Annotated in this window: 14 protein-coding genes; 6 read left to right on the top strand and 8 right to left on the bottom strand. The window is 63.1% G+C overall.

Annotated elements, in window-relative coordinates; genetic code table 11:
- Positions 1-1,375: 1,375 nt before the first annotated feature.
- From IVB29_RS14795 to IVB29_RS14775, 5 genes are all read right to left on the bottom strand, one after another.
- Complete coding sequence (locus IVB29_RS14795; RefSeq protein ID WP_247504088.1) at positions 1,376-2,017, bottom strand: HD domain-containing protein; 642 nt, start codon at positions 2,015-2,017, stop codon at positions 1,376-1,378.
- Positions 2,018-2,200: 183 nt separating this feature from the next.
- Positions 2,201-3,175: a GlxA family transcriptional regulator gene (locus IVB29_RS14790; protein ID WP_247504087.1), complete on the bottom strand. Its 975-nt coding sequence runs from the start codon at positions 3,173-3,175 to the stop codon at positions 2,201-2,203.
- A 192-nt stretch (positions 3,176-3,367) separates the two neighbouring features.
- A complete protein-coding gene (locus tag IVB29_RS14785) occupies positions 3,368-3,865 on the bottom strand; it encodes a cupin domain-containing protein (RefSeq protein WP_247504321.1) in 498 nt (165 codons plus the stop codon).
- A 17-nt stretch (positions 3,866-3,882) separates the two neighbouring features.
- Positions 3,883-4,536, bottom strand: a complete 654-nt coding sequence (locus tag IVB29_RS14780; protein ID WP_247504086.1) for an HD domain-containing protein — start codon at positions 4,534-4,536, stop codon at positions 3,883-3,885.
- 75 nt (positions 4,537-4,611) lie between these two features.
- A complete protein-coding gene (locus IVB29_RS14775) occupies positions 4,612-5,547 on the bottom strand; it encodes an NADP-dependent oxidoreductase (RefSeq protein ID WP_247504320.1) in 936 nt (311 codons plus the stop codon).
- An 887-nt stretch (positions 5,548-6,434) separates the two neighbouring features.
- On the opposite strand from IVB29_RS14775, the gene IVB29_RS14770 reads away from it, so the two are divergent.
- Positions 6,435-6,737, top strand: a complete 303-nt coding sequence (locus tag IVB29_RS14770; RefSeq protein WP_247504085.1) for a hypothetical protein — start codon at positions 6,435-6,437, stop codon at positions 6,735-6,737.
- 35 nt (positions 6,738-6,772) lie between these two features.
- Here the strand turns inward: IVB29_RS14770 and IVB29_RS14765 are convergent, their stop codons facing one another.
- Positions 6,773-7,234: a DUF6314 family protein gene (locus IVB29_RS14765; RefSeq protein WP_247504084.1), complete on the bottom strand. Its 462-nt coding sequence runs from the start codon at positions 7,232-7,234 to the stop codon at positions 6,773-6,775.
- Between the two features lie 123 nt (positions 7,235-7,357).
- Between IVB29_RS14765 and IVB29_RS14760 the strand changes: the two genes are divergently transcribed.
- Entirely contained in the window at positions 7,358-7,588 is a 231-nt protein-coding gene (locus IVB29_RS14760; RefSeq protein WP_247504083.1) for a hypothetical protein, read from the top strand.
- Positions 7,589-7,595: 7 nt separating this feature from the next.
- Here IVB29_RS14760 and IVB29_RS14755 read toward each other — a convergent pair whose 3' ends face one another.
- Complete coding sequence (locus tag IVB29_RS14755; RefSeq protein ID WP_247504082.1) at positions 7,596-8,555, bottom strand: AraC family transcriptional regulator; 960 nt, start codon at positions 8,553-8,555, stop codon at positions 7,596-7,598.
- 295 nt (positions 8,556-8,850) lie between these two features.
- Between IVB29_RS14755 and IVB29_RS14750 the strand changes: the two genes are divergently transcribed.
- From IVB29_RS14750 to IVB29_RS14735, 4 genes are all read left to right on the top strand, one after another.
- On the top strand, positions 8,851-9,093 hold the full coding sequence (locus tag IVB29_RS14750) for a hypothetical protein (RefSeq protein ID WP_247504081.1): 243 nt from the start codon (positions 8,851-8,853) through the stop codon (positions 9,091-9,093).
- Between the two features lie 26 nt (positions 9,094-9,119).
- Positions 9,120-9,371 carry a hypothetical protein gene (locus IVB29_RS14745; protein WP_247504080.1) on the top strand — a complete coding sequence of 84 codons (252 nt, stop codon included), beginning with the start codon at positions 9,120-9,122 and terminating at the stop codon, positions 9,369-9,371.
- A gap of 201 nt (positions 9,372-9,572) precedes the next feature.
- Positions 9,573-10,256, top strand: coding sequence for a response regulator transcription factor (locus tag IVB29_RS14740; protein WP_247504079.1), 684 nt, complete (start codon positions 9,573-9,575; stop codon positions 10,254-10,256).
- On the top strand, positions 10,253-12,163 hold the full coding sequence (locus tag IVB29_RS14735) for an ATP-binding protein (protein ID WP_247504078.1): 1,911 nt from the start codon (positions 10,253-10,255) through the stop codon (positions 12,161-12,163). The genes IVB29_RS14740 and IVB29_RS14735 overlap by 4 nt, the downstream gene beginning before the upstream one ends.
- 135 nt (positions 12,164-12,298) lie before the next feature.
- Here the strand turns inward: IVB29_RS14735 and IVB29_RS14730 are convergent, their stop codons facing one another.
- Positions 12,299-12,580, bottom strand: coding sequence for a hypothetical protein (locus IVB29_RS14730; protein WP_247504077.1), 282 nt, complete (start codon positions 12,578-12,580; stop codon positions 12,299-12,301).
- Positions 12,581-12,675: the final 95 nt, after the last annotated feature.

The following is a 12,675-nucleotide window of genomic DNA, read 5'->3' as shown; positions in this document are numbered from 1 at the left end:
TCGGCAGCTATGTCGAGGCCTTTGACGAGGCCCCGCTGCCGGTCGAAATCGCCGATGGCGCCTATCAGCGCCTGCTGACGCTGGTTGGGAGCATCGACCCGAGCGCGGACGCCAATCGCCGGCTCGCCGACATCAACCGCGTGGCGGAGAGCGAACTCTGGCGGTGAGTGGCAAGGGCGGTGAGCAGCAAGACGAGCGGGCTCAACTCAATTTTCAAACAGCCGTAAAACACGCGGATATAGCCTCGCGGCGCAAGGCGCCCGAGCTGTGTGCTTCTCTTGACGCCCCTTCCTTGGAAAGGGCGCAGGGAAGACCGGGCGCCGGCTGGCACCCGCGGTCCACTGTGCGAAGGTTGCGCTACAAGAGGCTGCACAGCGGCATACAGGGCAGCCTGGACATCCCGGCCTTCCCTGCGCAGTGGGTTGACGGCTTATGACGTGCTCTCCCCGGGGAGCGTTGCACTATTGCCCCCGTCGCCTTGCGGATGGCTGACGCGCGGACCCGGTCGGGCCGCCACGTCACCGCAAGACTTGGCGCACAGACCCCGGGCGCCAGGACGACACGCTTTTGCCGTACGCGGACCGCACCGGTCGTTCGCGCGCCGCTCAACCGCTCACGGGCCAAACCCGCCCTGCGATTGCTTGCGCGCCGATGCACTCCACGTCCACCGCCACCCCGCCCGCGTATCGTGACGATCGCGAAACGCCCCTTATCCATGGGCCGGGATGGCGCATCATATACGCCATTTCCGAATTTCGGTCAATCGGAATCTTTTTGGAGACGATTCTTGACATTAGCCGCACGATCGACGGTGTTCGCCACACTAGCAAAGAAGGGTTACAGGACATGACATTCCAGAGATCCGCCTCTTTCCGCTCGGGCGCCACGACGAGCACCCTTATCGCAACCATTTTAGTGCACTGTCACCGTAATTCGGATCATTTATCTAATGTTGGTGTAGCTAACACCCGAACTGGGCAAGCATCACCTCACGGCTGGAGGACAGTTAACTGTTTTCAATCGGCGAAAACATCTGGATGATCGAGGGCGACATTGTCATCTTTTACGGCTTTCCATATCCAACTCGTAGCGTGGTGATCCGACTGCAAAACGGAGGCCTCTGGATTTGGTCGCCCGTTACTGACCGATGAAATTCGGATCGGATATTCCTGAGTAGTGACCGCCGTCTGGATATCTCGGATTGGCTCACGCAGCTCCAAGGGCCTGCAACTCGCCAGGACTCGACAGCAGGCCGGCCAAGATCCCGTCGATAGGGCTCTGCGCAACGACACACCGCTCACCCCGCGATTGCGGCTTCTTCAGGAGCGGACATCCTCGCACGGTCTCAGCTTCCTTGACGCGCGGCAACGAGGGGTCAGTTCGGCCAGGCCGAGCCAAGGATGATCGAGCAGAAGTTCTGACGGACATGGTTCATGTCCTTCAGCGCCAGGACATCGGCCTTCACATTTCCGAACGTCGTCAGCGGCTTCTTGATAATTCCGTTGGCGAAGTGATCGATGATGTTCTCCTTGAAATTTGTCTCCCGCGGATGATGAAGGCAGACATGGTCGCGCTGTTCATGCGTGAAATCGTGATAGGCGATGCCGAGCACGTCCATCTCCACACCGGCGGTCACCAGCGCGATGGTCGGGCGCATATGCTCGGGGATTCCGGGCGTGGTGTGGAGCGCGATGGCAGTCCAGACGTCCTCGATGTCACGCTCGGGCACGCCGTAGGTTTTCATGAATTTGCGGGCGGCATTGGCGCCGTCTACCTCGAAGCGCAGATCGGGGCTCGAATATTTCTCGGTGAGGCCCATGTCGTGGAACATGGCGCCGAGGTAAAGCAGCTCCGGGTCGTATTTCAGCTCGCGGCGCTCGCCCGTGAGCGCGCCCCACAGGAAGACACGGCGACTGTGCTTATAGAGCAGGTCGTCTTCCGTATCGCGCACGAGCTGCGTGGCTGCGCGCGCGATGGCGCTGTCGGGTACGCGGATGCCGGCAATGATCTCGGACATGGAGCAATCTCCTAGGGTGAGTAGTAAGCTGCTTGCTTGTCGGTATTTGGCAACAGAGCCCGGCGCCGGACAACGAGCGGGTCGCTATGGATCAGGACAGCGGTACGTCGTTTCCTGACAAAGGGCCGCTCGGAGCCTTCAGGACGGTAGGAGCCCGCAGTTCGTGCTCGGATAGCTCGCGAACTATTCCGGTTCTGCTCGCCGGAAGCTGGCGCGATATTGGACGGGAGTCACACCCAGACGAGTGCTGAAGACAATCCTCATCCGATCCGCCGATCCGAAGCCGCAATCGAAGGCAATAGCCTTCAGCGGTCGGTCGCTTGCTTCCAGCATCATGCGCGCAGTATCAACGCGGGCGCGCTCGATGAATTCGTGCGGTGTGGTCCCGGTCACCTGCCCGAAATGCCGGGCCAGATTCCGGGGGCTCATGCCGACGACAGCGGCAAGCGACTCCAACGTGTGGCGATCCCCAATGTTGGCCATGACATGGTCCTGGATGCGTGCGATGGGCAATTCAGGATCGGCAGGTGCCGTGAGATAGGGACTGAACTGCGACTGTCCGCCCTGGCGCTGGGCAACCACGACCAACCGCTTGGCGACCTTGAGCGCCGTTTCCGCGCCGTGCCGCTGCCCGACGAGCGCGAGGCCCAGATCTATCCCCGCCGTCACACCGGCCGCAGTGATCAATCGTCCATCGCGCACATAGATCAAATCCGGTTCGACTCTTGCCTTCGGGAATCTCGCCGCCAGCGCCTGTGCATCCTGCCAATGCGTCGTCACTCGCCGATCATCGAGCAGGCCGGCATAGCCGAGCACAAAAGCCCCTGTGCAGATCGATCCATAAAGGCTCGAGCGCCACGGCAGCTCCTTCACCCATTGAAGCAGGCACGGTTCGGGTTCCGCTTCCGGTGGCGTCGGAGTGCCGGCTACCAGAACGATGTCGAAGCCGCCCGCCGCCTCTTCAAAGGTCAGGTCGGCGACCATGCGGATGCCGTTCGATGCGCGCAGCGGATTACGGTGCGCAGCAACCAATACGGCTTCGTAGCGATCCGCACTGCCGAGAAACGTGTTCGCCTCGCTGAACACATCCATCGGCCCAGCCACGTCTAGCGCCTGGACCCCCTCACAGACGACGATTGCGACAGCTTGTACCGGCACCTCTTTGCCTCTCCAGTCTAGCGCCCCATTATGCAACTAGTTCCGGAGACTGCAAAAGGCTTGGCGGGACCAGCGAAGCAACAACGAAACGTCTACCGGTTGGTCCGCTGGCGCAGCCGCCAACCAGTAGCCCCTGCAGCTCCTCAATTGAGGATCACGGCCACAGGCGAGCTCGTCGCGCAATTTTCGTGATCACGGCCCCTTGTCTGGCGTGGTCAAAGGCTCGTCCTTGGAATCGACGACGAAGATCGCCAGTAAGCTGGCGGGCTCCTCGTCGCTCGCGTTCTCACTGACCCTGTGATGTGAACCGGGCATTTCGTAAAAGCTTTCGCCTGCGTGATAGATCTTCGCGGGTACGTCGCCCACTTGACTGCGGATGGCCCCGGACAGCACATAAGCGTAGATAAATGCCGACGCTGCGTGGTGATGAGCGAGCGATTTGGCTCCGGGAGGATAAGTCACCGTCGCGGCAACCATCTTCTTTCCTTCGACATTCGGCAGTGCGTGCGCGAAGGCGACTTTCACCTGCTCCCGGTCCTGCGCGATCGCCAGCGAAGCTCCCAGGGCAACCGCTGCTGCTATCAGCGGGAGGACTGCGGCTCGCGTTACTCTCCCCAGTGCATTTGCTATCGTCCCGTAAGAAAGCGACAGAGCACCAGTTCCATAAGCGAATCCCTTCATCATCGCTATTCTCCTGACGATGCCACTCAAGCTACGGAATCCGGGAAGGGCGAAGCAGCGATCAAGTCGCAGGCATTGGGGCTTTTGAATCCCGGTATGAAACGCTCGCAGACGGCGGCGTTGACAGTGCCATACGTCGTCGCCGGCTTGTGCGCAAAGCCGGCGAAATACTCCTGAATGAAGCCTTCTTTGAAATTGATGCGCGGGTACTTCGCCACGATTTCCTCGCGGACTTCCGCTGGAAACTGATCGAACCCCACGCCGATGACATCGAGGAGCACACCGGAGTTCAGGAGCGCCACTTCGGGCCCCATATGCTTCGGGATGCCGGGGGTGGTATGCAGCGCAATTGCTTCCCAGACAGTCTGTACCTGATCTTCAGCGATGTTGTGGGTGTTAAGAAACTGTCTAGCGGCATTTGCCCCATCGACCTCGAAGCGCTCGTCTGGGCTCGAGAACTCCTTGATCAGGCCGAGATCGTGAAATGCGGCAGCGACGTAAAGGAGCTCACGGTCGAAGCGCAGATTTCTCTGACGACCCTGCTCGGCAGCGAACAGGTAAACTCGGACCGAGTGATTAAACAGCAGATCGGTGGAATGCTCGCGCAGGACGTCTGTCGCCTCTTTCGCGAGCAATGAATCGGGAACGACGAGAGCCTGGGCGAGATTTGGGGTTGTCATTGTTGCGTCCTTTCAAGAGTTAGTGTGGGCTTGGCTGCGTGTTGCGCGCGAGCGCAACGACGAAATGGGCGCTGATTAACTTGCTCCGACGGCGAGCACGATTTTTCCTTTCGGCTGAGGCAGCACGCGTTCCAACATCAAATGAGCCTCGCGCGCATCCGCGAGGGGGAGGGCTGCCCCGACGTTTGTTCGTAGTTTTCCGTCCTTGAGGAGGCGAGCAATTCGCGCCAGATACTGGGTCGTGACGTTGACCAGAAAGAAGGTGGCTTCGACGCCATGACGGTTTGCAAGATCCTGATCCGGGCGGGAGACTGCGGAGACCAGCTTGCCGCCGCGACGAAGGACCTGGAACGAGCGAATTTGGGTTTCGCCGCCGACCAGATCAATGACAGCGTCCGTGTCCCGTACTTCTTCCTCAAAGCGCTGGGTCCGGTAATCGACAACACGGTTTCCGCCGAGATCGCGCACCACAGAAATATCGCCTGTCGACACCGTCGCGATGGTTTGCACACCCGCCTCACGGGCCAGTTGAACCGCATAGGATCCAACGTTGCCGGCCGCGCCGTGAATGACGACCGTTTGACCAGCCTTGAGTTGGGCGTGATCGAACAATGCCTGCCATGCGGTGACGGCAACGACAGGAACCGAGGCGGCTTCAACGTGGGTGAGCGAGGTTGGCTTGGTCGAAACCATCCCTGCGGAAGCCACAGCGTACTCGGCATAGGCCCCGACAAACCGCGGGTTCGTGACACCGTAGACCTGATCTCCCACTCGTAGCTGGTCAACGTCAGGGCCCACAGCAACGATTTCACCGGACAGGTCCGAACCGAGAGTAAGCGGTAGCGGTTGCGGCAAAGCGCTCTTGCCAGCTCTGATCCAGCTGTCCCATGGTCCGACCCCGGCGGCTTTGACTTCGACTAGGACCTCGCCAGGACCGGGCGCGACCCGCGGGATGCGCTCGAACTTCATAATCTCTGGTGGCCCGAACTCGTGAACTCGCCAAGCCATCATTGTTGAAAGAGTTTGCGTCTGACTGGCGTGAGGAATGAAGATGTCGGGGGTCATCTCACCTGCTCCTTTTCAGCTCGCCATGACTAGGGGCCACTGTCGTCGCTTTTGGATGGTTCTGACCCCAATTTCGCAACAGGGCTTGTTTTGGACAAGAAACAGCATGCTCTGGATCAGGACAGCCGCACGTCGTTTCCTGACAAAGACTCGTCGGAGCGTTTACGCCATCAGACCGCACGACCTCCTTGGCGCTGCGGCCGACGATCAACTGACCGTTGATTTCTGGATTCTGTCCGCGTCGATGCCCATGCGAGCGTCTATGCCCTCACGTAAGAGGACGATCGCGTTCTCGCGTTCAGTTCGAAACGGCGTTCTGATCGGGCATATTGATGTCCGCCGCCCGCAAACCCACGATCTTCAATCACTCCGCTTCGAAGAGGACTGAAAGCTGCTGAGGAAGCGCTCGCCTGCCTCCTCCAAAGATTTCGAGTCTGAGCCGGGTTCGATCCCGGTCGGGGCAAATTGTGGGGTCCGGAACGGCATAGGCGTCCCCGCTGCCGGAAGCCTGCTGTTCTATTTTTATCGACGAGTACCGCGCGTCATCCTGCTGGTATTTGTGCTGGTATCGGCAGCAATCGACGATAAAAGTGGGCTTAAATTCAAATGGTTATGGCTCTAGGCAATTATCGGCCAGGGGCACCAGCCTTCGCTGCTTCGCAGCTACGGCTGGGCGAGCCAGGCACGGCACCATCGAAGCGGCGAAGGCTGTCCCGCCGAAGCCTTGGCGAAGGCGGACTGGATCAACGAACCTGGTCTTCCCCCTCCACTGGCAATCGTCATATCCCTCCTGTATAAACCGGCAGCTTCTTCCGTAACTCGAAGGAGCTCACATGAACGACCTGCACGCGTGGCTTTCGCAACAGCACCACGGTCTGCGCACCTTCCGGACATTCCAGCAAAAGCTCGATACGCTCGGCCGGGACGATCCCGCCCAGCGCGGTCTGTGCCGCCTGCTCAGCGGTCTCGTCGGCAGCTATGTCGAGGCCTTTGACGAGGCCCCGCTGCCGGTCGAGATCGCCGATGCCGCCTATCAGCGCCTGCTGACGCTGGTGGCGAGCATCGACCGGAACGCCGACGCCAGCCGGCGTCTCCAAGACATCAACCGCGTCGCGGAGAGCCAGCTCTGGCAGTGAAAGGCGGCACGGCCGTCGCCATCGCACCGGCTTGATCACGACAGACGCGTGTAGGTCGTGTTCATCGTGTAGTCCTTGCCTGGACCAGACACGACATGACGGACGACGAACGTTCCATCCGAAAGGAACAGGTAGGCCGACTGATAGTCGTCGCGCTTGCAAAGATGGCCTGCGCGTCCGCTCAGCGCTCCTCCTGATGATGCGGACAGCGAGATCTCGTGAAACAGCCGCGGTGGATCTTCCCTGAAGAAGACCTTGAATCCTCCGTCGCTGTTGCTGAAGAGGTACTCGCGTTCGGCCTGCACCTCTGTGCCGTTCGCAAGCTTCAGATATCCCTGCTCGCGATAGGCCAGCAGCCCGCTGTCCAGCGGCGTGAAGGTCGCGATACCCTGCATCGTGGCCTGGCCTTCGATGACCCGGTCGAAGGACCACGAGCCGACCAATCTCTTCGTGACGTCCGAGGCGTCACCCCAGCTATCGATCGTGGCTTCGTTCATAACTTCGGGCCTGCGCATTAACCAACCAGCCCAGCCTTACGGGACCGGCAGCTCAGAATTCGACTTCAGCGAGCCGATACCTATATCCTACCGCAACGGATAGTGATGCAGCGAGCAGCGTTGATGGCCAGGAGACGCACGACGGAAGCGGACGCCGACGACCTCCCCCGCTATTTCGTCTGGGTCCGGGGCCTCGAAGGCCCCGAGCCGCAGAAATGGATGGCGATGGATTTCGGCGTCGGTGACTGGAAGCGGCCGCTGGTGCTGGCCTTTCTGGCGCTGCCGGAGGGCGAGCGGCATCTGCCGCTGTCGACGCTGGCGCGGCGCTATCCGCCGCCGCGGGTCGAGACATAGCGGCCTCTCACTTCCCCCGTGCGGCCGTCGGCGTCAGCCCAAACCGCCTGCGGAAGCAGCGGTTGAAATAGGAGAGATCGTTGAAGCCGCAGGCAAAGGCGATGTCGCTGATGCGGCCTTCGCGGTGGACGAGCAGGTCGGCGGCCTTGCGCAGGCGCAGTTCATTGAGGCGCGTGGTGAAGCTGGCTCCGGCTTCGAACAGCAGCTCATTGACGTAGCGTTCGGACAGGCCGGCGGCGGCGGCGAGCTTCTGCGCGGAAAAATCCGGTTCGTGGAAGCGCATCTCCAAAATCGACAGCAGGGCCTTGAGCCGGACAGCGCGCAGGCCCCGGCGCCGCGCAGCAGTGGTGATATCGTTGCGGGTCTCGAGACCAATCGCGGCGAGATCGAGCAAATGCGCGGCGATCGCCATGCCGGCCTCGTCCGCGGCATCGGGATGGTGCAGCAGGAGATCGCTATAGTCCATCGCCAGCGACAGCGCTCCGCCCGGCTCCAGCTCGCAGCCGACGAGATCGTCGACATCGGGGACCATCGCCCGCAGCGTATCGACCGGCAGATGCACGTTGGTGAAACGCTTGTGGCTGGCGCCGTCGGCGGCGAAGAACGGCTCGTCCAGCTTGAGCAGCACCATCGACCCCGGCCGCATGCTGAACTCTCGGCCGCGATGGATCACTTGCGAAGGCCGATCGCCGGTGTTGCGCGCCAGGCAAAAACGATCGTCGCCGGTCTCGATCACCTGGCGCTTCTCGCGCCGCACCGTGACGAAGCTGCCGTCGCAGCGACCGAGCATGGTAGTGCCGACATGGATCGAATTCATCGTGGCGTGAAACGGCACGTCCGCGGCCGGATCCAGCTCGCCGGTGTTGGAGAAATGCTCGAACAATTCGGCGAAGCGGATGAAGCGCTGCCGGTCGGACAGGCCTTGCGGCAGCATGTCGGTCGAGAGCGCTTTCCTGATGACGGACATCGAAAGGACTTCCAAGAAAGACTTTTGCGAAAAAAATCGTGCACGAAACCCGCCGAACTTCGCAGGCAAGAGAGAACCCGTACTGAAGGTAGGCCACTACAGGCTATCAGCACACGAACGTGAATCAAGCTGCGCCGGTCAGTCCAAGCCGCCGCGCTTCTGGCGCCGAACAGTCCAAGACGGCGCGCGTGCGCCCACCCTATTCAGGCAGCGGATGCAGCATCCCGCCACAGACGGGACTGCATCCGGGCAACCGGGCGGCCCCAGCCTGACGCCCGCTGGAGGAGACAACGACATGCGAACCTCTCTACCCCGCAGCCTCGTGCTCGGCGGCGCCATCGCGACCAGCCTCTGCATCGGTTACGCGTTGGGCGCGCAGCCGCACATGGACGAAGCCGTCGCGATTCTGCAATCGGCCCGCGCCGAGCTCGGCAAAGCCGAGCCGAACAAGGGCGGTCATCGCGAGAAGGCGATGGGGTTGATCGACCAGGCCATCACCGAGGTGCGCGCCGGCATCGCGTTCGCCGCCAGCCACTGACGCAACGGCATTCGGGAGAACAAGACATGAAGCGCACACTGATTGCCATTGCCTTCGCGCTCGGCGCGATCACGGGCGTTGCCCAGGCCATGCCGCTCGCGCCGATCGGCACAAGCGCGAATGGCGATGTCGTCGCGGTTGCCGGCGGCTGCGGACCCGGCTGGCATCGCGGGCCCTATGGCGGCTGCCTCAGGAACTACGCCAACCCGGCCGCGCATGCCTGCCCGCGCGGTTACCATATCGGCCCCGGCGGCGCGTGCCGCGGCAATGGCAGGTAGGAGCTGAGCACTTCGCCTCTCCCCGCACGCCGGGGAGAGGCGTCAGGATTATCGACCACACCGCCCGCCAAGGATAAGCTCCAAAACGAAACGAAACAGGAATGATGCCAAAACCGCCCCATGATTATGGGTGTCGCGGCCTGCCCGCGGCGGTTAAACTTGGCACGCGCCGCGGGGGACACGCGGTGCGGGACGATGATCATGGGCGAACAGGGCGAGACGGGTGAGGCCATCACCATCCTCCTCGTCGAGGATGACGCACCGACCTGCTGGCGTCTCCAGGATGCGCTGGTCAAGGCCGGCTACGAGGTGCGCAGCGCCGGTACGCTTGGCGAGGCCCGTCAAGCCCTGAACGGTGGCGCGCCGCGCGTGCTGCTCACAGATCTCAGACTTCCCGACGGTCACGGCATCGAGCTGATCCGCGAGATGAGGCAGCTTTGTCCCGACACCGAGATCATGGTGATCTCGGCGCTCGGCGACGAGGAGAGCGTGATCTCGGCGATCACGGTCGGCGCCACCGGCTATCTCCTTAAGGATGCCTTCCCCACCGACATCGCCACGACCGTGCGCGACCTGGTCGCCGGCCACTCGCCGATCTCGGCCTCGATCGCCCGCTTCATCGTGCGCAGAACACAAGGGACTGCGCAGAATTCGGCCGAGCCGCCGCCGGGCCCCGTGCTCAACACCGCAAAACTCACCCCGCGCGAGATCGACATCCTCTGGGGCATCGCAAAAGGTTTCAGCTATGCCGAGATCGCGAGCCATCTCGGCCTGTCCAGGCAGACCGTGCCCGGCCACATCAAGAACATCTATCGCAAGCTCGAGGTCCATACCCGCGGCGAAGCGGTGTTCGAGGCGGTGCAACAGGGCCTGATCAAGCTGTGAGCGAGATCGCGGCGAAGGCGCCCACGCGGCCACGGCGCCGACTGATCGTGTCGCGCCTCGTGCCCTATCTGCTGCTCCAGGCGCTGATCGTGATCGCCACCATCCTCGGGCTGCGGCTGCTCCAGCCGAGCGATCCCGACGATTTTGCGTTGAGCGGATTTTCGCTGCGCGAGGACGGCGCGACACGAGCGGTGACGCTGCCGCATTTCACCTCGTCGCGCTATTCGCTGGCCGACCCGCCGCTCTACACCGGAGCCTTCACCTATCGGCGCAGCGACGCGGCGTCGGGATGGTCCGTGTTCCTCCCGCGCTTCAGCAACGCGGCCGAGGTCGCCGTCAACGGCGTCGTCGTGCTCGACTCCCGCCGCGATTTCAATGCCAACCGGCCGGACCGCAACACGCCGGAGATCGCGCTCATTCCCGCCTCGCTGCTGCGCGACGGCAGCAACGAGATCACGGTGCGGCTGTTCGTATGGGGACCATTGAAGGGCTTCCTCGACACGGTCTATGTCGGACCGGATGCCGCCCTGCGTCCCTCCTACGAGACTCGCACGCTGCTGTTCGTCACGCTGCCCGTGGTGTTCTCCGCCTGGCAGTCGATCCTCGCCGTCATCCTCGCGATCATGTGGCTGATGCGGCGCCGCGAACCGGTCTATGGCGTGCTGGCGGCGGCGATGGTGCTCGGCGTGGTGCAGGCGTTCGTGCCGCCACCGGTGCCGCCGGCCGCGACGTCGCGCCTTGCCGCAGTGCTGCTGGCATCGGCGCCGACGGAAAGCGCGCTGATCGTGATGTTCGCCGTGCTGTTCTTCGGCTGGCGCTGGCCGCGATACGGCGCGCTGCTGTTCGCGCCGGGACTGATCGTGTTCGTGGTCGGGCTGATCGCGGGCCCGCCGCTGCCGCGCATCCTGTTTCTCGTTCTCGGCATCCCCACCGTCGGGATCTGTCTGTTTCTGATGGCCGGCGTCACCGCGGCCGCGCTGGTGCGGCGGCAGGACGCGGCCAGCTTCACGATCGGCTGCGCGGTGACCATCGTGCTGACCTGCTGGGTGCACGACATGCTGTCGGTGTTCGAGATCGTCACCAACGAACGCACCTTCGTCTCGCGCCTGTCCTATTCCGCGATGCTGGTTGCGATCGGTGCCGGGCTGACCTGGCGCTTCGCCCGTGCGCTGAACCAGGTCGACGGCTTTGCCAGCCAGCTCGTGACCCGCGTACGCGAGGCCGAGGAGCGGCTGAAGGCGAGCTTTGCCCGCGAGGAAGAGCGCGCGCGAGCCGCCGCGCTCGCCAACGAGCGCACGCGGCTGATGCGCGACCTCCACGACGGCCTCGGCGGCCAACTCGTCAGCATCGTCGCGCTCTCCGAACGCGGCCATGAAGGCGCGACCATCACGGACGCCGCCCGCGCGGCGCTGAAGGATCTCCGTCTCGTCATCGATTCGATGGACGATATCGGCGGCGACCTCATGCTCGCGCTCGGCTCCTGGCGCGAGCGCGCAGCGATGCAATTGCGGCCGCACGACATCGCGCTCGACTGGCGCGTGGCGACGCCGCAGGGCCTGCCGCTGCATCCGGAGCTGCGGCCCTGGCATGTGATCCAGATCGTGCGGATCCTCGACGAGGTCGTGACCAATGCCGTCAAGCACGCCCGCGCCCACAACATCGCGGTCGCCATCGAGACGCTCGATGGAGGCGAGGGGCCGTATGGTGTGATCAGCATTGCCGACGACGGCAAGGGATTTGCGCTCGCCGGTGAGGGCACGAGCCAGACCGCGCGCGGCCTGCGCAATATGAGAAGCCGCGCCGCGCGTTGCGGGGCTGCGTTCGAGTTGAACTCGGGTTCCTCGGGGACGCGCGTGCGGCTGCAATTGCCGCAGGTCTTTCCCGACAGCGACGCGGCTGCTGGCTGAAAAGCCCCCTCCCCGAACGCGTGGGATGCGCGGAGAGAGGGAACGGGCCGGATTATTCTCATGCGGAGGACGGGGGGTTCGTCCGCAAGGCACCCTGGCCCGAAGCGACGCAATCAACTCAATCGAACGAAATCGTCAGCGCACGCCGACGCGATTGACCGGACCGCCGCGATTCATCGGCGTGCCCGCGCGCACGCCGACACCAGGCGCACCGACACCGGGCGTCGCCACCACGACCGCGGCGGCCGGCGCAACCACCACCGCCCCGGTCGGCCGCACCACGCAGCCCCTGGGCACGCCGACCGTCTTGCAATAGACCACCGCCTGTGCCGGGCTCGGACCCAGCGACACCACCGCCGCGCTCGCCAGCATCATGATCGTCAGCCCGGCGCTCAGCACTCCCGCTTTTTTCGACATCTTGCTCTCCTGCTTCCCGTTCGGCGTCCCGGTGCAATCACCGGGTTTCGCAGCCGACGTGCAGCCTGAATGGCAAAAGACGGCGCGCGGATACA

The sequence above is a fragment of the Bradyrhizobium sp. 1 genome, assembly GCF_023073315.1.
Taxonomy (GTDB): Bacteria; Pseudomonadota; Alphaproteobacteria; order Rhizobiales; family Xanthobacteraceae; genus Bradyrhizobium.
Note: the sequence above shows the minus strand (reverse complement) of the source record. Positions and strands in the feature narration are given on the sequence as shown.

Bases quoted from the DNA above. Each gene is read 5' to 3' on its own strand.
- IVB29_RS14795 (WP_247504088.1), bottom strand. From the start codon at position 2,017: ATGTCCGAGATCATTGCCGGCATCCGCGTACCCGACAGCGCCATCGCG.
- IVB29_RS14780 (WP_247504086.1), bottom strand. From the start codon at position 4,536: ATGACAACCCCAAATCTCGCCCAGGCTCTCGTCGTTCCCGATTCATTG.
- IVB29_RS14775 (WP_247504320.1), bottom strand. From the start codon at position 5,547: ATGATGGCTTGGCGAGTTCACGAGTTCGGGCCACCAGAGATTATGAAG.
- IVB29_RS14770 (WP_247504085.1), top strand. From the start codon at position 6,435: ATGAACGACCTGCACGCGTGGCTTTCGCAACAGCACCACGGTCTGCGC.
- IVB29_RS14765 (WP_247504084.1), bottom strand. From the start codon at position 7,234: ATGAACGAAGCCACGATCGATAGCTGGGGTGACGCCTCGGACGTCACG.
- IVB29_RS14760 (WP_247504083.1), top strand. From the start codon at position 7,358: ATGGCCAGGAGACGCACGACGGAAGCGGACGCCGACGACCTCCCCCGC.
- IVB29_RS14755 (WP_247504082.1), bottom strand. From the start codon at position 8,555: ATGTCCGTCATCAGGAAAGCGCTCTCGACCGACATGCTGCCGCAAGGC.
- IVB29_RS14750 (WP_247504081.1), top strand. From the start codon at position 8,851: ATGCGAACCTCTCTACCCCGCAGCCTCGTGCTCGGCGGCGCCATCGCG.
- IVB29_RS14745 (WP_247504080.1), top strand. From the start codon at position 9,120: ATGAAGCGCACACTGATTGCCATTGCCTTCGCGCTCGGCGCGATCACG.
- IVB29_RS14740 (WP_247504079.1), top strand. From the start codon at position 9,573: ATGGGCGAACAGGGCGAGACGGGTGAGGCCATCACCATCCTCCTCGTC.
- IVB29_RS14730 (WP_247504077.1), bottom strand. From the start codon at position 12,580: ATGTCGAAAAAAGCGGGAGTGCTGAGCGCCGGGCTGACGATCATGATG.